Here is a 19,302-nt window from a genome sequence, read left to right on the forward strand (position 1 = left end):
GGCGGCCGTCCGGCCCGGTCGGCCGACGCAGAGGACGTCCTAGCCGTACGAGACCCGCGTCGGCGGCGGGCGCCGCGGTGGTGTGCGTACGGCTGCCACGGCCGGACTCCGCGGCCCGACCGTCCACACCGGAGGCGGCCGTACGGACCGAGCGTGCGGTGCGAGCCGTGCGGAAGGCGGCCAACGCGGCTTCTTCGCCCGGAAGTTCAGGATTCTGCGAGGACACCGGCGCGACCTCGGCGGCCAGGGCTTCGAGTGCCTCGGTGAGCCGGTCGGCACGGGCGCGGGTGTCGGCGTCGACGGTTTCGAGCGGCTCCCCACGCAGCAGCCGCTCCGCAGCGTCGCGGTTCAGCCACCTGTACTGCTCGTCGGCCATCACACATCCTTCTGCGTCCGCGAACGCGTATGCGTCACACCGGCGGACGTGGCCGCGCGCACACGCGCGGCTCTCGGTGGGGGTACGGCGTCCAGCGGGTCACCGGATTCCGGGTCGGCATCGGAAGCCGTCTCCGGATTCTCCCCGATCAGTTCGGCGAGCCGTTTCAGCCCCCGGTGCGCGGCCGTCCGTACGGCACCCGCGCGCTTGCCGAGCGTCTCCGCGGCTGTCTTCGCGTCGAGGCCGACCACGACCCGCAGGACCACCGCCTCCGCCTGGTCCTGGGGCAGCTGGGCGATGAGCGACAGCGTGCGCCCGGTCGCCAGGGCCTCCATCGCCTCGCCGGCCGTGTCGGACTCGGCCGCCTTGCCGGTCAGCTCGGTCTCGTCGCCGCCTATCGCGGGCCTGCGGCCCCGCATGCGTATGTGGTCGAGGGCCCGGTTGCGGGCGATCCGCGCGGCCCAGCCGCGGAACCGGTCGGCGTCTCCGGTGAACCGCTCCAGATCACGGGCTATCTGCAGCCAGGACTCGGAGGTGACGTCCTCCGCGTCCGGATCGCCGACCAGCGTGCGCACGTACCCGAGCAGCCGTGGGTGCACCGAGCGGTACACAGTCCGGAACGCGGTCTCGTCCCCGTCCTGTGCCGCAAGCACCGCGGCGGTCAGCTCCGCGTCGTCCCCCAGCACCCACGCGCCCCTCTGCGCCTAAGCCGGCGCCGCTCTCGCGGACCGGGTTCTCGCCGTCGTGGTTCCTCAAGTGGTGGTTGCGGTCTTCGGGACCGCTGTGGTTGCGGTGGTCTTCCGCCAACCTCGATCCGGCGCGAATGGCACGTTACGGCCTGAAACCGCTGACCGTCCATGTCCATAGAACATGCAACTAACTCGTGATGCGGAGAGGTGTGACAGAAAACGCAGGCTCGGCGCTGTAGGTAATACGGGTCGCCGCGCGGCCCGTGCCGCGCGACGGTCGGGGCCTCTCCTGTGGGGGGTGGCGGCCCCGACCGTTGCCATCGGCGGAGTCGGCCGGGTGTCTTGCGAGTACGGGGGTCTTGCGAGCACGCCGGCCTCACTTCGTTTCCGGGACCTTTGCTCCCTGTCCCGGGTGCCGTTCTGCGCTTCCGGGGTCCCCTGCCGCGTCTTCCGAGTCTCCTGCCGCGTCTCCCGGGTTCCTGTCCGCGTCTCCCGGGCTTCGCCCGCCCGCCCCCGTCGGCCGACTCGGCTCGTTCGGCACCCTCGACTCGCTCGGCGCCGACGCGTTCGACTCAGCGGGGCGTGGCCAGTGTCCCCGCCTGTCGCCGGTGTCCTTGCCGGTGCGATCACCGCCGTGCCCGCCATCGCCCTTGGCGCTGTCGCCGTTGCCGTCGGCCCGCCGGTCGGCCTCGTCCGGCTGCTGGGACGCGCCGGGTTCCTCGTCCCGGTCGGGTCGGTCGGCCGTCGAGGGGCTCGTACGCGGGGCGGTCGAGGGGCCGGGACGGGCGGGGGCGCCGTCGGTCGGGCGGGGACTCTGGTCCTGACCCCCGTAACCCCCGCGGTCCCCGCCGGCGCCCTCGTCGTCGCGCGTGGCCGAGCCGATCGCCGCGAAGGCGACTCCGCCGAGGGTGAGGCTGGCCAGCAGTACGGCCAGGGTGGTGCGTATCGAGAGCAGGACGCGGCGCCGCGCGTTCGGCCGCCAGTCGTCCCGACGCCGGGTACGGGCCGTACGCGGCCCCGTCACCCGTGCCGCCCGGAAGGCGGCCACCGCCCGAGCCTCGCCCGCGATGTCGGCCGACGCGCCACCACGTACGGCGGCGGCGAGAAGCGAGTCGACGGACGGGGCGGCGCCATCCGGTGCGGGAGCCTCGGGTGCGGGAGCCTCGGGTGCGGGGGCGTCGGAAACGCGGTCGGCGGCGGTGTCGTCGCTCATGAACCGGCGACCGTCGTCCGGCCCTGCGCTGTCGCGCCGTTCGCTGTCGCGCCGTTCGCTGTCGCGCCCTTCGTCCCTGTCCGGCTCCGCCCTGCCCGACGGCATCTCGCACCCTTCCCTGTCGTCGTACGTCCCTCTGTACGTTCCGCTGTCCGTCCCGCTGCCGTGACGGCCGTGGTGGTCACCGTCTCCGCCGTCGCGGCCGAGGCCGTCGCCGCTGCCTCTGCCGCTGCCTCTGCCTCTGCCGCTGCCGCTGCCGCTGCCGGTCATCTCGACTCCCCCAGCGTCCGGGGGCTGTCATCCGTCACACCCTCGCTCCGGAGGAGCTGGGCGAGTCGCTTCAGTCCCCGGTGGGTCGCGGTACGGACCGCGCCGGGGCGTTTGCCGAGGACGCGGGCGGCGGCGGGGCCGTCGAGGCCGACGACCACACGGAGCAGAACGGCCTCGGCCTGGTCCCGGGGCAGCCGCGCCACGAGCGCGAGGGCCTGCTCGGTGGAGAGGGCCTCCAGGGCCTGGTCCTGGGTGCTGTGCGTGCCCGGCAGTTCCAGCAGGTCGTTCTCCAGGGCCGTCGCCCGGGGTCTGACCTTCTGGCGCCGCAGATGGTCCAGGGCCCGGTGCCGGGCGATGGTCGCGCTCCAGCCCCGGAAGCCCGCCCCGTCGCCCTTGAACCGCCCGAGGTCCCGCGCGATCTCCAGCCAGGCGTCCGAGGCGACGTCCTCCGCGTCGTCCCCGACGATGCCGCGCAAATACCCCAGCAGTCCGGGCTGCACGAGGCGGTACGCCACCGCGAACGCGGCCTCGTCCCCGTCCTGGGCCCGCGCGACGGCCGCGCCCAGTTCCCCGTCGTAGGCCTGCACGCGCCGAGGTTCCCCTCCCTGGCCCCGAACTGTCCGGGACAGTGCCAAGTCAGTGCCGGGATCGCTTTCCCGGGGACCGTCCCGACCGCCGCCAAGCCCCCATGGTCATCTGCGTCGCGCTCCGCGGAAGTGTCACACCGTCAGCCGCCGCGGATTCCCCGCGCCCCTGAGGGCCTACGGCCCTGGCGGCCCGAAAGGCACGGGGCGCAGCCCCTGCTTTTCAGGGACGCGGGGAACTGCGCGAGAAGCCCCACCGGACCGCACCTGGGGGTCGAAGGGGCACCGCCCTGGAGACGGGAATGGGTAGGGGCGGCGGGGGCGAAAGACTCCCGACGTCACCCGGAGGGCATCGCGTCGTGGCACAGCAGCCGCAGCGACCCGTCACCCGCGAAACACCGCCGGGCCTCGTCGAGCGGATCCCAGAAGCGGCCGTCCCAGGTCCGCACCCAGTACCCCCCGCCCGACTCCACCCACTCACCGCCGGCCCAGCGCACGACGACCTCACCCCCGTACGCCCCGAACCCCCGCAAGGCCCCCTCCACCGCGGCGTAGGGCGCCCCTTCCCGCCGTATCTCCTCGATCATCCGGTCCACCCGCCACAGACTCTGCGTCGAGTAGTCGAGACGCACCCGCGCCCCTTCCCGCATCATCGCCACCGCGTCGGCCGCCCACCGAAGAGGCTTCGCCGCACTCCCGTGCCGGTTCCCGAGGCTCCCCGCCGTACCGGGGGTGCTGCCCGAACTGAATGTCTGCTGTGCGCTCACACCTCGGACAGCGCTCGCCCCGGGCGAGACGTTTCGCGTTTTCCGGCGCGTACGCGACACCGGCGCAGGACCACCACACCCGGCCCCAGGACACCCACAGGACCCGCCAGGAAACCGAGGTTTACCGCCTGGCCCCACGCGCCCGCCGCGACACGACCGCCCGCAGCACCCGCCGCCCCTCCGTGGAGACACCGAGCGCCTGCCGCACCCCCGACGCCCCGTGCTGCGCGAGCAGTTCCAGCACCACGACCTGACGGCGCAGTTCGGCGGCGACGAGATGGGAGGCGCCCTCGGTACGGCCCGCCCGGCAGGCCGCCACCGAGTCGTCACCCCCGGCGTCCAACGGGTCGAGCAACTGATGGATCCGCAGGGCGGAGACCGAACACACGTCGGCCCACTCACGCAGCGCCTCACCGGACCGCTCCAGGGGAACCGCGTCGAGCATCCGACGGGCAAGCAGGACGATCTTCTCGTCCCCACCGGATCCGGAGCCGGAGGCGAATCGCACGTCACCGCCGGAGTCGGAATCCGACTCCGGATCCGACTGCAAGTCCGGATCCGACTGCAAGTCCGAGTCCGAGGCGGCCGGGGCCAGTTCGCCCCGCACCTTCGCCACCTTCTCCCCCCACCCCTCCCCGTCGTCCACCAGCCCCGCCCACAGCGGACGCAGGACCTCGTCGTCACCCCCGAGAAGCGGTACGCAACGGTCCAAACAAGCCAACCCGCTTGCCGCCAGACCGCGTTCGTCGGCCTGGGCGATCAGCTCCACCAGGCTCATCACGCCTCCCCTAGATCCCGCTCGACCACACCCCGGTGATACGGAGCCCGCACTTCCCCTTACTGCGTGCGACGGCCCGGGAGTGTCACAGAGGGACGACCCCGAGCCGGTCGAGCAACCGGAACAGAATGTTTTCAGCCAAGGGGTCCGCCGGTCCAGGCTCCGAGGTCAACACATCGACCAGCGACTGCGCGACGGCGGCCCGCCCGGCCTCCGCGGCCCAGGCGACGGCACGCTCGGCGGCGTCGCGCGGTTCGAGGAAGTAGTCCTCGACGGTGAGCCCCTCGCCGTCACCCAGGTACGCGGCCATCGCACGCCGCGCGAGACACGTGGTCCACGCTCCGCTCTCCGGCCCGGCCGCCTCGACGACCACGCAGTCGCTGCCCATGACGTAGCCGAACAGCGCGGGGGCCTCCGTCTCCCGGGCCAGCGTGTTCATGTTCCCGACGTCGGCGGCGCCCCCGGCGTCGCCCGCGGCCTCGGCACCGGGCGCACCCGTCGGGTACGCCCACACCTGCCAGTCGTCGGCCGCCGTCGCACACAGCGTCAACCCCTCGGCCCCGTCCAGCGCGTCCAGCTCAGCGAGGGGCCGCCCACTTCTGCCCACGACGTAGTACCCCCAGTACCCCATACCGGAAATACACCACACCCGTACGGCAGTTCGCTCCCGGAATCGGGCAATCCGCACCGTCGTGGGAGGACGGGCTCAAACGGTGACGGGCGCCGGCTCTCGCGGACCGCTCCGCGCCTTGTCGTCCTGCATACGCGTGAGCGCGAGGACGAAGAGGATGGCGAGCACAGCGGTGGGGATCTCGAAAGCGTCCGCGAACAGCGTCTGCTCGGCGGCCGACCGCAGTTCCTCGGCGGTCTCGGCCTGTCGGGAGAGCCGCGCGCTCACCTGGCTCGTGACGCCCCCGATGATCCACATCGTCCACCAGGCGTTGACGAGCGCGTGCGAGCGAGGCTTCTCCCACGGGCTGCTGGCGTCCCAGCAGTCGAGGGCGATCCGGCGCGGGAACCAGAGGTTCACGATCGGCACGAGCCAGCCGGCGATCGCCCAGCCCCGCTTCTTCCGATGCCCGAACGGTTCGAACACCTCGGCGTTGACCCGCACCCGGTGGAACCAGATCAGGAAGACGACGACGGTGGCGACAAAGGCGAGCAGCTGCGCGCTGCCGGTCAGGTCGTAGAGCCGGTCGGCCCGGTCGGCATCCGCCTCGACCGCCGGCCCGTACTCGCCGTCCGTCATCCTGCCCAGTACATCGAGCATCGTGAGGTCCGCCCACACCGCGACCAGGTCGGTCACGATCACTGCCCCGAGCAGGATCGCCACCGCCCGGCCCAGCCCCACGGTCGGCCGCAGCCGGGCGGGCCCGTGGGGCGACTGGATGGGCAGCGCCGTGTGTGCGGGCGGCTGTGGGGCGGCCGGATGGAGGTCCGCCGCCTCGCACTGCCGGCACAGCTCGCCGCCGGGCGCCGCCGCATGGTTCCCACAGCGCGCACAGTTCATCGTGAATCCCCCGTGTGATCGAAACGCACCGAACGCGGTCCTCCCCAGACCCTCACGCTCGGCGATCAGAACACGCGGAAGATACGGTTCACCGGCCCCGCCCGTCCACCCGATTCGGTTCTCACCGGTTTCCCGGGGCTCAGCTCACCTTCCCCGCCAGCTCCCGGAACTCCGTCCAGCTCATCGCCGGTTTCCCCGGATCCCACAGCTTCTGCGACAGCGCCCGCAGCGGCATCCGGACGCCCGCCGCGACCTGTGCCTCGGTCTGCCGGTTCGCGAGGTCGCACCAGACGGCGAAGACACCGCCGAGGATCTGGTCGTCGTAGTGCGCGGGCACGGCGGTCGTGCCGCGCAGCACCCGCGGGGTCCAGGACTCGTAGATGCGCTGCCCGGTCGGGTAGACGAACTGGTTGGGCTCGCCGAGGACGTAGTACAGGTACTCGTCGTTGTAGTTGATCACCTGCCGCCCGGCGCTCAGATACTCGATCGGCGGCCGGGCCCCGATCTCCTTGCCCGTCCAGTACGCGACCTGGATCGCCTTGTCCGCCTGGACCGACCCGCCGCGGAAGAACCCGTCGTTCCAGGCCCGTACGGTCCGGTCGTGGCCGCGCATCACCTTGGCGCGGTCGTTCAGCCAGCCGGTCGCCAGGTCGGCGACGGTCGCTCCGGAGCCGTACTTCGCCCGCGCGGCGGCGGCCAGCTGCGGGTAGGACGCCTCCGGGTTCGACACCATCAGCGCCCGGTACTCGTCGCCGCCGAGATGCCAGTACGCGCCGTCGAAGAGGCCGGCGTACTCGTCGAGCAGCTCGTCCACGACCTCCGCGGACCTGGGGTCGGAGATGTCCACGGCTCCGCTCGCGGCCACGCCCTGGGCGTTCTTCAGCTGCAGCCCCGGATTGGCCGCGATCACGGCGCCCAGATGCCCGGGGGAGTCGATCTCCGGTACGACCTGGATGTGCCGGCTCTTCGCGAGGTCCAGGATCTTCTTCACCTGGGCCTTGGTGAGGTGCTGGTCCGACACCACCTCGGGGTGGCTCGTGGACTCGATCCGGAAGCCCTGGTCGTCGGAGAAGTGCAGCCCGAGCTGGTTGTACTTCAGGTCGCCCAGCTCACGGATGCGGTCCTCGATCCAGCCCGCCGTGAAGTGCTTGCGCGCGATGTCCAGCATGAAGCCGCGCTGCGGCTTGGCCGGCTCGTCCCGCACGACGCCCTCCGGGGCCGTACCGCCGCCGCGGACCTCCTGCTTCAGGGTGCGCGTCCCGTAGAAGACCCCCGACTCGGCGGGCGCGGCGATCCGCACCCGGCGGTCCTTCACCGTCAGCGTGTAGGCCTCCGACCTCGGCTCGTCCGCCCCGGTCAGCGCCAGCTCCACGTCCCCGTCCCGGGGGCCGGCCTCCCCCGCGTAGGTCAGTCCCAGCTCCCCGGCCGTCAGCCGCCCCTCGTCGGCCAGCGCCGCGTTCCGTACGACGACCCGGCCCCCGTCGGCGGGCTTCCAGCCGGGGCCGCGGGCGGCCTCGTGCTGCCGTACGGCGGGAATGGTCCGCGGCTCCTGGGACAGCGGGTACGAGCGCGAGGGTGACGGAGACGCGGAGGGCGAAGTCTCGGCGGCGCTCACGGACGACCCTGCCCGCGACGGCTCCGGCCCGCTCGACGTCCGCGTCCCGTCGCCCGGCCACACGGTCACGGCCGCCGCCACCGCGCCGCCCGCCAGGACGACCCCGGCGCCCAGGAGCAACCCTTTCGACGTGATCGCCGTCTTCCTGCGGGGTGCCCTGCGCCGACCCCGGTTCACGACGCGCCCACGGTCCCGGTCCCGATCCCGGTCAGCATCCACGACATCTCACGCACCTCTCGCCCGTACCATCCCCCGGTCTTCTCCCGGTCTTGTCCCGGTCTTCACCCGACTCTCCGCCGAGCCCCCTTCTCGAACCTACGACGTCCCACCGCCCCATCCGTCCACCACAGGTTCCGAAACTCTCCCGTTCGGGTGAATTTCGGGCATCGAACGGACAAGCCCATGACCCGCCTCGATAACGTGGTGGCGCATTTCGCTCAGCCTGCCCAGCCTGCCCAGCCTCCCCAGTCGACCCCTACGCACCGCCGAGGAACCACGCTGCCTCCGCACCGTCTCCCCCACCTCCCCGGCCAGGTCGCCATACCGGAGCAGGTCCGCACCCCCGGCCCGTCGGCCCTGGAGCGGTTCAACCACGCCCCCGCCGAGGTCGCCCGGCAGGCCCTTCTCACCTGCCTGCGCAGCCTCCGCTGGGCCCACCGCCTCACCGACCACCGCCCCTACCCCGACGTCGACGCCCTCCTCGCCGCGTCGGACGAGGCCGCGTACGACCTCACGGCAGCCGATCTGGCGGAGGCCCTGGCCGGCCAGACCCTCCCCACCCTCCCCGACGACATCTACGGCGTGGCCCACACCGCCCTGAACGCCGCCCACGCCGCCTACGAGGCCCGCTTCGGCCACGTCTTCGTGATCTCCCGGGCCGGCGACCGCCCCGACGAACTCCTCGACCGCACCCTGGAGGGTCTCCGGTCCCGCCTCGCGAACGACCCTGAGGAGGAACGGGTGGTGGTGGCGGAAGAACTGCGCCGCCTGGCAAGAGAACGCCTGGTCACCCACGTGACCGGCCCGAAGAGCCGTCTCTAGGGGCGCGGGGAACCGCACGGCCGGCCACCGCGAACCCGCACCCGGCAACACACGGGCACCCTCACCCCGGATGCCGCCCGCTACTCACCCTTACGTGCACCTTTGTATGCCAGTTTGATCACACCAACCCTCCCGGCTTAAGCCAAGTGCAACGACGTCGCTACCATGGCCGGGGCCGGTGGACCGTACCCGGCCGGGTCAGACCGACAAGCAAGCCGGCCGGCCCCAATCCCCGCTCCCGGAGGGTTCTTCCGTGCCGGCTGGAACGCTGTACCGCGGCCGGGAAGGAATGTGGTCCTGGGTGGCTCATCGAGTCACCGGCGTCCTCATCTTCTTCTTCCTGTTCGTACACGTGCTGGACACCGCTCTCGTTCGTGTCTCCCCCGACGCGTACGACAAGGTCGTGGCCACGTACAAGACGCCGATCGTCGCGCTGCTGGAGTACGGCCTCGTCGCCGCCATCCTCTTCCACGCGCTCAACGGTCTTCGGGTCATCGCCGTCGACTTCTGGTCGAACGGCCCCCGTCACCAGAAGACGATGCTCTGGTCGGTCGTCGGCATCTGGCTCGTGCTGATGATCGGGGCCCTGTACCCCGTCCTCGGCCACGCCGTCCGTGAAGTCTTCGGGAGCTGAGACAGATGTCCGCCACTGAAACCACCGCATCCGGCATCGGCCCCGTCGAGGGCGCCGGGGAAATCTCGGGCTACAGCCCCGACAACCCGGCCCCCTTCATCGAGCCGCCCCGCAAGCGCACCAAGAAGACCCCGAGGTCCACCCGCGGCAACTTCGAGATGGTCGCGTGGCTCTTCATGCGCCTGTCCGGCATCGTCCTGGTGGTCCTGGTCATCGGCCACCTGGTCATCCAGCTCGTCCTCGACGGCGGCGTCTCCAAGATCGGCTTCGCGTTCGTCGCGGGCCGCTGGGCGTCCCCGTTCTGGCAGACCTGGGACCTGCTGATGCTGTGGCTCGCGATGCTGCACGGCGCGAACGGCCTGCGCACGGTCATCAACGACTACGCGGAGCGCCCGAACACCCGCCTGTGGCTGAAGGGCCTGCTCTACACCGCCACGGTGTTCACCATCCTGCTGGGCACGCTGGTGATCTTCACCTTCGACCCGAACATCCGCTAGGCACGGGGCTGAGGCAACCGATCATGAAGATCCACAAGTACGACACCGTCATCGTCGGCGCCGGCGGCGCCGGTATGCGCGCGGCCATCGAGTCCACGCAGCGCAGCCGCACCGCCGTGCTGACCAAGCTGTACCCCACCCGCTCCCACACGGGCGCCGCGCAGGGCGGCATGGCCGCCGCGCTCGCCAACGTGGAGGAGGACAACTGGGAGTGGCACACCTTCGACACGATCAAGGGCGGTGACTACCTGGTCGACCAGGACGCCGCCGAGATCCTGGCGAAGGAGGCCATCGACTCCGTCCTCGACCTGGAGAAGATGGGCCTGCCGTTCAACCGCACGCCGAACGGCACGATCGACCAGCGCCGCTTCGGCGGTCACAGCCGGAACCACGGCGAGGCCCCGGTCCGCCGCTCCTGCTACGCGGCCGACCGCACCGGCCACATGATCCTCCAGACGCTGTACCAGAACTGCGTCAAGCACGGCGTGGAGTTCTTCAACGAGTTCTACGTCCTGGACCAGCTGATCACCGAGGTCGACGGCGTCAAGAAGTCGGCCGGTGTCGTGGCGTACGAGCTGGCGACCGGCGAGATCCACATCTTCCAGGCGAAGGCCGTGATCTACGCGTCCGGCGGCACCGGCAAGTTCTTCAAGGTGACGTCCAACGCGCACACGCTGACCGGTGACGGCCAGGCGGCCGTGTACCGCCGGGGTCTGCCGCTGGAGGACATGGAGTTCTTCCAGTTCCACCCGACCGGCATCTGGCGCATGGGCATCCTGCTGACGGAGGGCGCCCGCGGTGAGGGCGGCATCCTCCGCAACAAGGACGGCGAGCGCTTCATGGAGAAGTACGCGCCGGTGATGAAGGACCTGGCATCGCGCGACGTGGTGTCGAGGTCCATCTACACGGAGATCCGCGAAGGCCGCGGCTGCGGCCCCGAGGGCGACCACGTCTACCTCGACCTCACGCACCTCCCGCCGGAGCAGCTCGACGCCAAGCTCCCGGACATCACCGAGTTCGCGCGGACGTACCTCGGCATCGAGCCCTACACGGACCCGATCCCGATCCAGCCGACCGCGCACTACGCCATGGGCGGCATCCCGACGAACGTCCAGGGTGAGGTCCTGATCGACAACACCACCGTCGTCCCGGGCCTGTACGCCGCCGGTGAGGTCGCCTGTGTCTCCGTGCACGGCGCCAACCGTCTCGGCACCAACTCGCTGCTCGACATCAACGTGTTCGGCAAGCGGGCGGGCATCGCGGCCGCCGACTACTCCCAGACGGCCGAGTACGTCGAACTGCCGGAAAACCCGGAGTCGCTGGTCGTCGAGCAGATCGAGCGGCTGCGCAACTCCACGGGCAACGAGCGTGTGGCGGAGCTGCGGCGCGAGCTGCAGGAGACCATGGACGCCAACGTCATGGTGTTCCGCACCGAGCAGACGATCAAGACGGCCGTCGAGAAGATCGCCGAGCTGCGCGCGCGCTACAAGAACGTGGCGATCCAGGACAAGGGCCGCCGGTTCAACACCGACCTCCTGGAGGCCGTCGAGCTGGGCAACCTGCTCGACCTGGCCGAGGTCATGGCCGTGTCGGCGCTCGCCCGCAAGGAGTCCCGCGGCGGTCACTACCGCGAGGACTACCCGAACCGCGACGACGTCAACTTCATGCGCCACACCATGGCGTACCGCGAGGTCGGCGACGACGGCACCGAGTCCATCCGTCTCGACTACAAGCCGGTCGTCCAGACCCGCTACCAGCCGATGGAGCGTAAGTACTGATGGCAACCCCGACCCTGGACAAGGCGGACGCGGCCGGCAGCCCCGAGCCCGGCTTCGCCGACTCCCCGTACATCACGGTCACCTTCCGCATCCGTCGCTTCAACTCCGAGGTCTCGGCCGAGGCGACCTGGGAAGACTTCCAGCTGGAGATCGACCCCAAGGAGCGCGTCCTCGACGGTCTGCACAAGATCAAGTGGGACGTGGACGGCACCCTGACGTTCCGCCGCTCCTGCGCGCACGGCATCTGCGGTTCGGACGCCATGCGGATCAACGGCAAGAACCGTCTGGCCTGCAAGACGCTGATCAAGGACATCAACCCCGAGAAGCCGATCACGGTCGAGCCCATCAAGGGCCTCACGGTCCTCAAGGACCTCGTCGTGGACATGGAGCCGTTCTTCCAGGCGTACCGGGACGTGATGCCCTTCCTGATCACGAAGGACACCAACGAGCCGACGCGTGAGCGTTTCCAGACCGCCGAGGACCGCGAGCGCTTCGACGACACCACCAAGTGCATCCTCTGCGCCGCGTGCACGTCCTCGTGCCCGGTGTTCTGGAACGACGGCCAGTACTTCGGTCCGGCCGCGATCGTCAACGCCCACCGCTTCATCTTCGACTCGCGTGACGAGGCCGGGGAGCAGCGGCTGGAGATCCTCAACGACCGGGACGGCGTGTGGCGTTGCCGTACGACGTTCAACTGCACGGACGCCTGCCCGCGCGGTATCGAGGTCACCAAGGCGATCCAGGAGGTGAAGCGGGCGCTCATCACGCGCCGCTTCTGATCCGCCTCCGCACCGCGTGAAGAAGGCCCGCAGGTTCACCTGCGGGCCTTTCCCGTGCCCGGCGGAGGCGTGTGTGCGGGGCCCCACGCACGAGGGCCTCGTCCTCACGCGAAGCTTTGGGGGAAGCTCCGCGGCGGACGAGGCCCTTCGGTCGATCACCTCGGCGGTGATCCTCGGCGTGATCAGCCGCGCAGGACGCGGCCCTGCGCGTCGGTGCGGTCGTTGCTCGTGAGGAACAGGATGCCGTCGATCAGCGACCAGAAGCCCAGACCACCGCAGGTGAGGAGCTGGGCGACGCCCACGCCGACGGAACCGACGTAGAAGCGACCGATGCCGAGCGTGCCGAGGAAGAGCTGCAGAACGCCGGCGACGATCTTCGACTTGTCGGAGTACGGGCGCCCCTGCGGGTCGTGGCCGAAGGGAGCGTCAGGGGTGGGGACGGTCATGGAAATAACTCCTGGATGTACTGACTGAATTACCGAAGCGGATTGCTCCGGGGGGAGTCCAGGAGAGAAGGCGCGGCAAATACCGGCAGCGATCGGGCACGGCAAATACCGGCCAGCGATCGAGCACGACGTAGTCCCCCGTCATCCCCCCTGTAGCCGTTGCAGCGTAGTGAGACGCAAGGGGCGGAGGGGAGGGGAACCAGGCGATCGTTCCGATTCCGTGATCCGATTCCAGCCAACTTGCGACAACTGGGCAACATAAAGCGGGCGTAAGGGATTTACGGGTGCCGGGAGGGGGAAGAGGAGGTGGTTCGACGGCGCCGACTCGACCGCCCAACGGACGCTCAGGACACTCAGGGCGTCAGGACACTCAGGGCGTCAGGACACTCGTGGCGCTCAGGACACTCGTGGCGCTCAGGGCCCTCAGGCTCCTCAGGACACCAGGCCCGCTCAGTGAAGGTTACGGACGATCGTCCACGTCACCGCGATGCCCAGGATCAAGGCCTGGGTGCGGGGCTTCAGTTCGGGCCGCCAGCGGCGGCCGCGCAGGCCCTCGACGGCCCAGCGGCCGAGCAGTGCGAGCGCGAAGGGCGCGGCGAGCAGCAGCACGCGGTTGTCGTGCCAGGCAGCGCTGAACTGGCCGTGCATCAGGTCGTACACCATGCGGGTGCCACCGCAGGCGGGGCAGAGCAGCCCCGTGACATAGCGGAACGGGCACTGGGGCAGCAGATGGCTGGGCTCGTGCGGGTTGGTTCCGTACAGGTACGCGGCGCCCGCCAGCCCGGCGGCGGCCACCACGAAGGGTGCCGCCGCCGGATGCCGGAGGGTGGTGAGGCCGCGCTCAGCCACGCAGGACACGTCCGTTGGAGTCCGTGGTGTTGCTGCCGGTCAGCAGGATGATGCCGTCGACCAGCGCCCAGATGCCGAAGCCGCCGCAGGTGAACAGCTGCGCGAGGCCCAGACCGACGTGACCGATGTAGAAGCGGCCGACGCCGAAGGAGCCCAGGAACAGCGAGAGGATGCCCGCGACGATCTTGGACTTGTCGGAGTACGGGCGCCCGTAGGGGTCGTAGCCGTAAGGGGCGTTGGGGTCACCCGTGTACGCGCCGCCCGGCGCGGGAGGCACCTGGTAGCCGCCACCCTGCGGGTAACCGCCCTGCTGCGGGTAGCCATAGCCGGGCTGGCCCGCGCCCGGCTGCTGGTAACCACCCTGCGGAGCCCCGTACGGGTCGCCGGCCTGCGGAGCGCCGTACGGGTTGGCGCCCGGCTGACCGGGGGCGGCGTTCGGGTACCCGTATCCGGGCTGCGGCGGCTGCGGGGGCTGAGCGGGCTGCTGAGGCTGCTCGGTCACGGTACTGACTCCTGCGTGTTGTTTGCTTGAGCGGCTGGCTAGCTGAATATGGGCTGTCCGTCATATTGCAGGAGGGAAGGGCCCCGAGAGAAGTTGTTACTTCGGCCGGGCCCCGCCCGACTCCCGCATGTGGGCGGAGTCACAGTCCTGTGATCACACTTGGCTGAGGATCGTCGGTCCGTGATCTCCGTGTCCTTGGCGAGCAGCATCGCCTTGCTGAGGATGACAACGAGCATACGGTCGCCCCCGTAGGGGAGATAGCCGGTCTGCGGGGTTCCGTTCCCCGTACCGCCCCGTTCCGGCTTCCGTTCGCGTTGCCGACGGCCGACTCGGGGACGAGGCGCAGGCCCGGCAGGGGCGTGGGATCCAGCACTCCGCCCGCAACCCCACTGCGGCAGCCCGCGCGTGCGGGCGACGCCACGCAGTCGCCGGACAGCCGGAGCCAGTTGCAGCAACTCCTGAGCGTGGCAGAGGAGTTGCCCCGGAGGGTGGCACTGGAGGCAGGGCGGGAGCGGCCTGCGAGAGAGGGGCCACTCCATCGGGTGATCCGCGCCGGACTGTCGGGCCGGATGGCAGCCAGTACACCAGAGTACTAGTATGTACACGTACTACACGGTGATCGCTGATGGCCTGGCATCTTGAAATGACCGGCGAGGTGCGCGACTGGCTACACAAACTGCGCAAGGACGACCGCACCACGGCACGGCTGGTGGGCCAGGCGATTCAGGCACTGGTGGAGGAGGGCCCGGACCTGGGACGCCCCCTGGTGGACCGGATCAAGGGGTCCACCTTGCACCACCTCAAGGAACTGCGGCCTGGCTCGGCAGGAGCGACCGAGATCAGGATTCTCTTCGCCTTCGATCCCGAGCGCAGCGCGGTACTCCTGGTCGCGGGCGACAAGGCGGGGCGATGGACGGCGTGGTACCGCCGCGCGATCCCCTTGGCCGAGGAACGCTATACCGAGTGGCTGGACCACCTGGCCCGGCGCCGTCACGAGGAGACAGAGCGATGACCAGCTTTCACTCATGGGACGAGGTCAAGGAAGAGGTCTTCGACACCGAGGACCTGGACGAGATCATGGCGGGTGCCCGGCGAATGGTCGCCGAGGCACGCGCGCACCGACTGGCGGAGATGCGCAGGCAACTCGGCCTCACCCAGCGCGAGGTGGCCGACCGTATGCACGTACGACAGGAACGGGTGTCCGCCATCGAACGCGGCAGGACCGAGTCCGCCGAGGTGGGAACGGTCGCGGCCTACGTGGAGGCTCTGGGCGGGGAACTGGAGATCGTCGCGAACTTCAATGGGACCCGGGTGGTGGTGGCGTAGTCCGGCGCTCCTGAATCCCACGCGTCCCGTACAACCCTCGCGTGTCAACGCGCGTCTCTTCTGTACGCCTGTTCGGCAATAGCCATGGATACACCGATGACTCGGGCGAAGCGCGAGCCCGTCATCGTTCGTACCCGCTCTGGCCTCTCAGTCATCCCATACCAGCGCGGGCCGCCCAGCGAGCCCCCGCGCACACCGCAGGAGACGCATGTTCACGCGCAGGAACACCCGCCTGGTGCTCGCGACGGCCGCGGCCGTGTCGCTGACCGGCGGACTGCTCGCCCTCTCGACGAGCACCGCGAGCGCCGCCCCCGCCAAGTACGCCGACGACTTCAACGGCGACGGGTACCGGGACTACGCGACCCCCGGCGACGGCGCGTTCACCGTGACGTACGGGACCGCCACGGGCCCCGGCACCACGTCCAAGGTGTTCACGCAGAGGAGCGCCGGCGTCCCCGGGACGGCCGGTGACGCGGGCGGCTTCGGCGACCTGTTCGGCGAGGATCTCGCCACCGCCGACCTCGACCGTGACGGCTACGCCGATCTGGCGGTCGCCGACCGCACCGAGAAGGTGAGCGGGAAGGTCAGCTCGGGTGCCGTCACCGTCATGTGGGGGTCGAAATCCGGCCTCGGCACCAAGGCCACACGGCTCCCCGTCAAGACCGAGACCTACCTCGGGTTCGGCAACGAACTGGAGACCGGCGACTTCGACGGCGACGGCAAGGCGGACCTGGCGGTCGCCGACGGCATCGACACCGTCCACATCTACCGGGGCGGCTTCACCAAGGCCGGCCGGACGGGCAAGGTCACCAGGCACACCCGCCCGGACGCGAACCTCATCCTCGAACCGACCGGGCTCGTCGCCGGAAAGGTCACCAAGGACAAGGCCACCGACCTGTACGTCCTCGGCCAGGGCTACCGCAAGGACAAGATGACTCAGGACGCCTGGTTGCTGCGCGGGGGCAGGACGGTCGCGTGGAGCGGCAAACTGGTCGAGGTCAACAGCTCGGAGCCGGACTACGACCCGGCGGGCGTCATCGCGGACTTCGACAAGGACGGCTACGGAGACCTGGCGGTCGGCGACACCCGGTACAACAAGGGCGCGGGCTCGGTGGTCGTCGTACGCGGCGGCAAGTCCGGCCCGACCACCAAGTACCGTCTCACGCAGGCCACTTCAGGCGTCGCCACGGCCGCGTCGAAGGGTGACACCTTCGGATACGACTTGTCCGCCGGCGACACCGACCGCGACGGCTATCCGGACCTCGCGGTCGGCGTCGCGGAGGAGAAGGTCGGCTCGGCGAAGACCGCGGGCGGCGTCCACATCCTGCGCGGAGGAAAGAAGGGCCTGACCGGCATCGGCTCCCAGTGGTTCAGCCGGGCGACGGTGGGGGTTCCGGGCAGCCCCGAGGAGTACGAGATGTTCGGCTCCGCCGTCCGTCTGCGCGACCTCGACGGCGACGGCGACAAGGACCTCCTGGCCGCGAGCGTCAACGGCGACACCAGCCTGTTCTTCCGGGCGAGCGCTTCCGGGATCACGACCGGCACCGTGACGGAACTGAGCCTGAAGCCGAGTTTCCCGCAGTAGCCAGGAGCGCGTGAAACGTTGCCACTTGGCTGGATCGCGTCCAACTCCTGTGACGGATGAGTCCGTTGATCACAGACTGACCCCATGACCTTCCTGAGGAAAGCCGCGGCCGCAGTGTCGGCCGCGGCCGCGATCCTGATCGCGATACCCCCCACAGCCTCGGCAACGCCCGCCGCCCAGGACACCTACGGCGGCACGCTCGTCCGGGAGAACTTCAACCATCTCCCCCTCGGCCCGGTGACCAAGGGCCGGGGCTGGACCACCGACACGTCCACCGGCACCGGCACCCTGACCGTCGAGCCCAGCCCGGGCGGCCACGGCCGCGAACTCCGCCTCCGCACCGAGGGCAACGGACGCGCCTTCGTCGTCCTGTCCGACCTCGCCCCGCCCGGCAACAGCCTCTGGGCCCGGATGCGGCTGCGAGTGACCGAGTTCCCCACAGCCCCGGACTGGGCCCACTGGACCCTCGCGGAGGCTTCCGGCACCGACTCCCCCACCCTCGTCCGCCCCCTCGGCGGCCAGTACGCCCCCACCGACAAGGGCAACTTCTGGGGCGTGGGCTCCGACCTGGGCCCGACGGGCGACTGGACCAACTGGAAGACCTCGGCTCCGGCAGTCGCCGGGAAGTGGCAGTGCGTGGAATTCCACCTGGACGCCACGGACAACCGGGTCACGGTCTACCTGGACGGCGTGGCCCAGCCCGACCTGACCGTCTCCACGAAGAGCCACGGCGGCACGGCGGACGACTTCGTCTTCCCCACCTTCGACAAGCTGAAGCTGGGCTGGCAGCTGTACCAGTCGGGCCCCACCCCGTCGTCGTACGACATGCGCATGGACGACATCGCGGTGAGCACCCGGCGGGTGGGGGGCTGCTCTTCCTGACCGGTCAGTACCGTCAGTCGGCGCGTTCCACGACGAGGGAGATCCTCGATTCCGCAAGGTAGAAGTGGTCGGGGAAGTACTCGATGTGCAGATGGTCCCCCGGCACGCCTTCCCGGCACAGGCCCAGGATGTTCTCCGCCAGGACCTTCATGGATTCCCCGGAACCCGTGAAGGTCAGGGCCTGCCGGTCCACGTCGACGGACATCTTCACCAGCCCGGGTGCGGTCGACCGCACCCGGATGCCCGTGAGGCAGCGGGGGTACGGGGAGGGATCATCCCCCGGGCTGGTGCTGATCTCCACGTCGTCCCGGGTCAGGGCGTTCGCCCATTCCCCCAGGGAGTTCACGCTCCCGGAGACCTCCACTTCACCGGGTTCCGCGGAACAGCGGACGACGAGCTGCGACTGAAACTGAATCACGGAATGTCCCCACGTCTGACGGTGCTCATGTCGATCGGAATATGCGGATCGGCCAGCGACCGCGATCGTGCCGCTTGACCGTTGATCTGCGCCTCCCGGTGCAGTCAAGGCCCTACTGCTGCAATCCGGGGACTTGAGGTCGATGTCGCGCCCTCCCCCCCCGCCCCAGCCCCGACGTCACCCCTGCTCAGGTACGCGACTGGGCTCGCGTCCGGTGATCTGCAAGACGGTCCTGGCGGGCTCGGGTACGGAGATCGTCGCGCCCGCGAGTTACTGGAAGACCCGGATCGCCATCGGCTGACCGGAGTGTGGCGGGCCGACCGCGGAAACCCGCGGGTCGGCCCCCTTTTCATGACCAGGCCTAGGCCCAGGCCCAGGCCCACGTCCACGTCCATACCCATGCCCATACCCACCGCCCCCGGCGCCCGACCGCGCCATGCGCGTGCTGTCGCTCCCGCGACTACGTCGACCGAGGCTCTAATCTGACGACATGTCAGACAATGAGTCGTACGAACTGCTCGGCTTCGACAACCTCCTCCTCCCCGTCGGCGACCTCGGCGAGGCCGTCTCCTTCTACGAGCGGGTCGGATTCGCCGTGACCTTCCGGCTGGACGAGGCCGGGATCGCGGGGCTGAAGGTGGGCAAGGAGACGCCCGGGCTACTGCTTCGCGTGGAGGACGAGTTGCCGCACCGGCCGCCCCTGTGGGGGGCGGCGCGGACGTGGCTGGAGGTGCGCGACGCACGGGCCACGGCGCGGGCGCTC

At 70.2% G+C, this 19,302-nt stretch carries 23 protein-coding genes and 1 pseudogene; 10 read left to right on the forward strand and 14 right to left on the reverse strand.

The genetic code is table 11. The features are described from left to right. The 9 genes and pseudogenes from AWZ10_RS09430 to AWZ10_RS09470 form a co-directional block, all read right to left on the reverse strand. Positions 1–376, reverse strand: a pseudogene (locus AWZ10_RS09430) (hypothetical protein); the annotation flags it as partial. Further along, positions 376–1,062: an RNA polymerase sigma factor gene (locus AWZ10_RS09435; RefSeq protein ID WP_037694439.1), complete on the reverse strand. Its 687-nt coding sequence runs from the start codon at positions 1,060–1,062 to the stop codon at positions 376–378. The pseudogene AWZ10_RS09430 and the gene AWZ10_RS09435, both read right to left, overlap by 1 nt. Positions 1,063–1,441: 379 nt before the next feature. Then, positions 1,442–2,548, reverse strand: a complete 1,107-nt coding sequence (locus AWZ10_RS09440) for a hypothetical protein (protein ID WP_060890853.1) — start codon at positions 2,546–2,548, stop codon at positions 1,442–1,444. Continuing rightward, on the reverse strand, positions 2,545–3,135 hold the full coding sequence (locus AWZ10_RS09445) for an RNA polymerase sigma factor (RefSeq protein WP_060890854.1): 591 nt from the start codon (positions 3,133–3,135) through the stop codon (positions 2,545–2,547). Before AWZ10_RS09445 ends, AWZ10_RS09440 begins: the two co-directional genes overlap by 4 nt. Positions 3,136–3,470: 335 nt before the next feature. Then, on the reverse strand, positions 3,471–3,899 hold the full coding sequence (locus AWZ10_RS09450) for a hypothetical protein (RefSeq protein WP_063809747.1): 429 nt from the start codon (positions 3,897–3,899) through the stop codon (positions 3,471–3,473). A 121-nt stretch (positions 3,900–4,020) separates the two neighbouring features. Beyond that, a complete protein-coding gene (locus AWZ10_RS09455; RefSeq protein WP_060890855.1) occupies positions 4,021–4,677 on the reverse strand; it encodes a hypothetical protein in 657 nt (218 codons plus the stop codon). Positions 4,678–4,762: 85 nt separating this feature from the next. Then, a complete protein-coding gene (locus tag AWZ10_RS09460) occupies positions 4,763–5,308 on the reverse strand; it encodes a hypothetical protein (protein WP_046708650.1) in 546 nt (181 codons plus the stop codon). 75 nt (positions 5,309–5,383) lie between these two features. Then, positions 5,384–6,187 carry a DUF4328 domain-containing protein gene (locus tag AWZ10_RS09465; RefSeq protein WP_063809748.1) on the reverse strand — a complete coding sequence of 268 codons (804 nt, stop codon included), beginning with the start codon at positions 6,185–6,187 and terminating at the stop codon, positions 5,384–5,386. A gap of 139 nt (positions 6,188–6,326) precedes the next feature. After that, complete coding sequence (locus AWZ10_RS09470) at positions 6,327–7,922, reverse strand: beta-N-acetylhexosaminidase (protein WP_060890856.1); 1,596 nt, start codon at positions 7,920–7,922, stop codon at positions 6,327–6,329. 282 nt (positions 7,923–8,204) lie between these two features. On the opposite strand from AWZ10_RS09470, the gene AWZ10_RS09475 reads away from it, so the two are divergent. The 5 genes from AWZ10_RS09475 to AWZ10_RS09495 all read left to right on the forward strand — a co-directional run bounded on the left by AWZ10_RS09475 (position 8,205) and on the right by AWZ10_RS09495 (position 12,531). Continuing rightward, positions 8,205–8,843, forward strand: a complete 639-nt coding sequence (locus AWZ10_RS09475) for a 2-oxo-4-hydroxy-4-carboxy-5-ureidoimidazoline decarboxylase (protein ID WP_079104332.1) — start codon at positions 8,205–8,207, stop codon at positions 8,841–8,843. Between the two features lie 253 nt (positions 8,844–9,096). Beyond that, positions 9,097–9,477 carry a succinate dehydrogenase, cytochrome b556 subunit gene (gene sdhC, locus AWZ10_RS09480; RefSeq protein ID WP_078531457.1) on the forward strand — a complete coding sequence of 127 codons (381 nt, stop codon included), beginning with the start codon at positions 9,097–9,099 and terminating at the stop codon, positions 9,475–9,477. A 5-nt stretch (positions 9,478–9,482) separates the two neighbouring features. After that, complete coding sequence (locus AWZ10_RS09485) at positions 9,483–9,974, forward strand: succinate dehydrogenase hydrophobic membrane anchor subunit (protein WP_046703264.1); 492 nt, start codon at positions 9,483–9,485, stop codon at positions 9,972–9,974. Positions 9,975–9,997: 23 nt separating this feature from the next. Beyond that, positions 9,998–11,752 carry a succinate dehydrogenase flavoprotein subunit gene (sdhA, locus tag AWZ10_RS09490; RefSeq protein ID WP_046703263.1) on the forward strand — a complete coding sequence of 585 codons (1,755 nt, stop codon included), beginning with the start codon at positions 9,998–10,000 and terminating at the stop codon, positions 11,750–11,752. After that, positions 11,752–12,531, forward strand: coding sequence for a succinate dehydrogenase iron-sulfur subunit (locus AWZ10_RS09495; RefSeq protein ID WP_033525299.1), 780 nt, complete (start codon positions 11,752–11,754; stop codon positions 12,529–12,531). The genes sdhA and AWZ10_RS09495 overlap by 1 nt, the downstream gene beginning before the upstream one ends. Before the next feature lie 182 nt (positions 12,532–12,713). Here the strand turns inward: AWZ10_RS09495 and AWZ10_RS09500 are convergent, their stop codons facing one another. The 4 genes from AWZ10_RS09500 to AWZ10_RS56250 all read right to left on the reverse strand — a co-directional run bounded on the left by AWZ10_RS09500 (position 12,714) and on the right by AWZ10_RS56250 (position 14,867). Then, the gene (locus tag AWZ10_RS09500; RefSeq protein ID WP_013001272.1) at positions 12,714–12,977 is read right to left on the reverse strand and encodes a TM2 domain-containing protein; all 264 of its coding nucleotides are present in this window, start codon (positions 12,975–12,977) and stop codon (positions 12,714–12,716) included. Positions 12,978–13,427: 450 nt separating this feature from the next. After that, positions 13,428–13,826 (reverse strand): DUF2752 domain-containing protein, encoded by a 399-nt coding sequence (locus AWZ10_RS09505; protein WP_046703262.1) that lies wholly within the window; start codon positions 13,824–13,826, stop codon positions 13,428–13,430. Continuing rightward, positions 13,819–14,328 (reverse strand): TM2 domain-containing protein, encoded by a 510-nt coding sequence (locus AWZ10_RS09510; RefSeq protein WP_046703261.1) that lies wholly within the window; start codon positions 14,326–14,328, stop codon positions 13,819–13,821. The genes AWZ10_RS09505 and AWZ10_RS09510 overlap by 8 nt, the downstream gene beginning before the upstream one ends. 38 nt (positions 14,329–14,366) lie before the next feature. Continuing rightward, positions 14,367–14,867 carry a DUF7737 domain-containing protein gene (locus AWZ10_RS56250; protein WP_434976622.1) on the reverse strand — a complete coding sequence of 167 codons (501 nt, stop codon included), beginning with the start codon at positions 14,865–14,867 and terminating at the stop codon, positions 14,367–14,369. Between the two features lie 86 nt (positions 14,868–14,953). Between AWZ10_RS56250 and AWZ10_RS09515 the strand changes: the two genes are divergently transcribed. The 4 genes from AWZ10_RS09515 (at position 14,954) to AWZ10_RS09530 (ending at position 18,121) form a co-directional block, all read left to right on the forward strand. After that, entirely contained in the window at positions 14,954–15,340 is a 387-nt protein-coding gene (locus tag AWZ10_RS09515) for a type II toxin-antitoxin system RelE/ParE family toxin (protein ID WP_173531457.1), read from the forward strand. Further along, a complete protein-coding gene (locus AWZ10_RS09520) occupies positions 15,337–15,654 on the forward strand; it encodes a helix-turn-helix domain-containing protein (protein ID WP_046703259.1) in 318 nt (105 codons plus the stop codon). The genes AWZ10_RS09515 and AWZ10_RS09520 overlap by 4 nt, the downstream gene beginning before the upstream one ends. A 208-nt stretch (positions 15,655–15,862) precedes the next feature. Then, on the forward strand, positions 15,863–17,239 hold the full coding sequence (locus AWZ10_RS09525) for an FG-GAP and VCBS repeat-containing protein (RefSeq protein ID WP_046703258.1): 1,377 nt from the start codon (positions 15,863–15,865) through the stop codon (positions 17,237–17,239). A gap of 84 nt (positions 17,240–17,323) precedes the next feature. Then, complete coding sequence (locus AWZ10_RS09530; protein WP_060890857.1) at positions 17,324–18,121, forward strand: hypothetical protein; 798 nt, start codon at positions 17,324–17,326, stop codon at positions 18,119–18,121. Positions 18,122–18,134: 13 nt separating this feature from the next. On the opposite strand, the gene AWZ10_RS09535 is transcribed toward AWZ10_RS09530, so the two are convergent. Further along, on the reverse strand, positions 18,135–18,539 hold the full coding sequence (locus AWZ10_RS09535) for an Imm32 family immunity protein (protein ID WP_052769788.1): 405 nt from the start codon (positions 18,537–18,539) through the stop codon (positions 18,135–18,137). A 490-nt stretch (positions 18,540–19,029) separates the two neighbouring features. Between AWZ10_RS09535 and AWZ10_RS09540 the strand changes: the two genes are divergently transcribed. Beyond that, on the forward strand, positions 19,030–19,302 hold a 273-nt coding region (locus AWZ10_RS09540; RefSeq protein WP_060890858.1), incomplete at its 3' end, for a VOC family protein.

The sequence above is a fragment of the Streptomyces europaeiscabiei genome (genome assembly GCF_001550375.1).
GTDB lineage: Bacteria > Actinomycetota > Actinomycetes > Streptomycetales > Streptomycetaceae > Streptomyces > Streptomyces europaeiscabiei.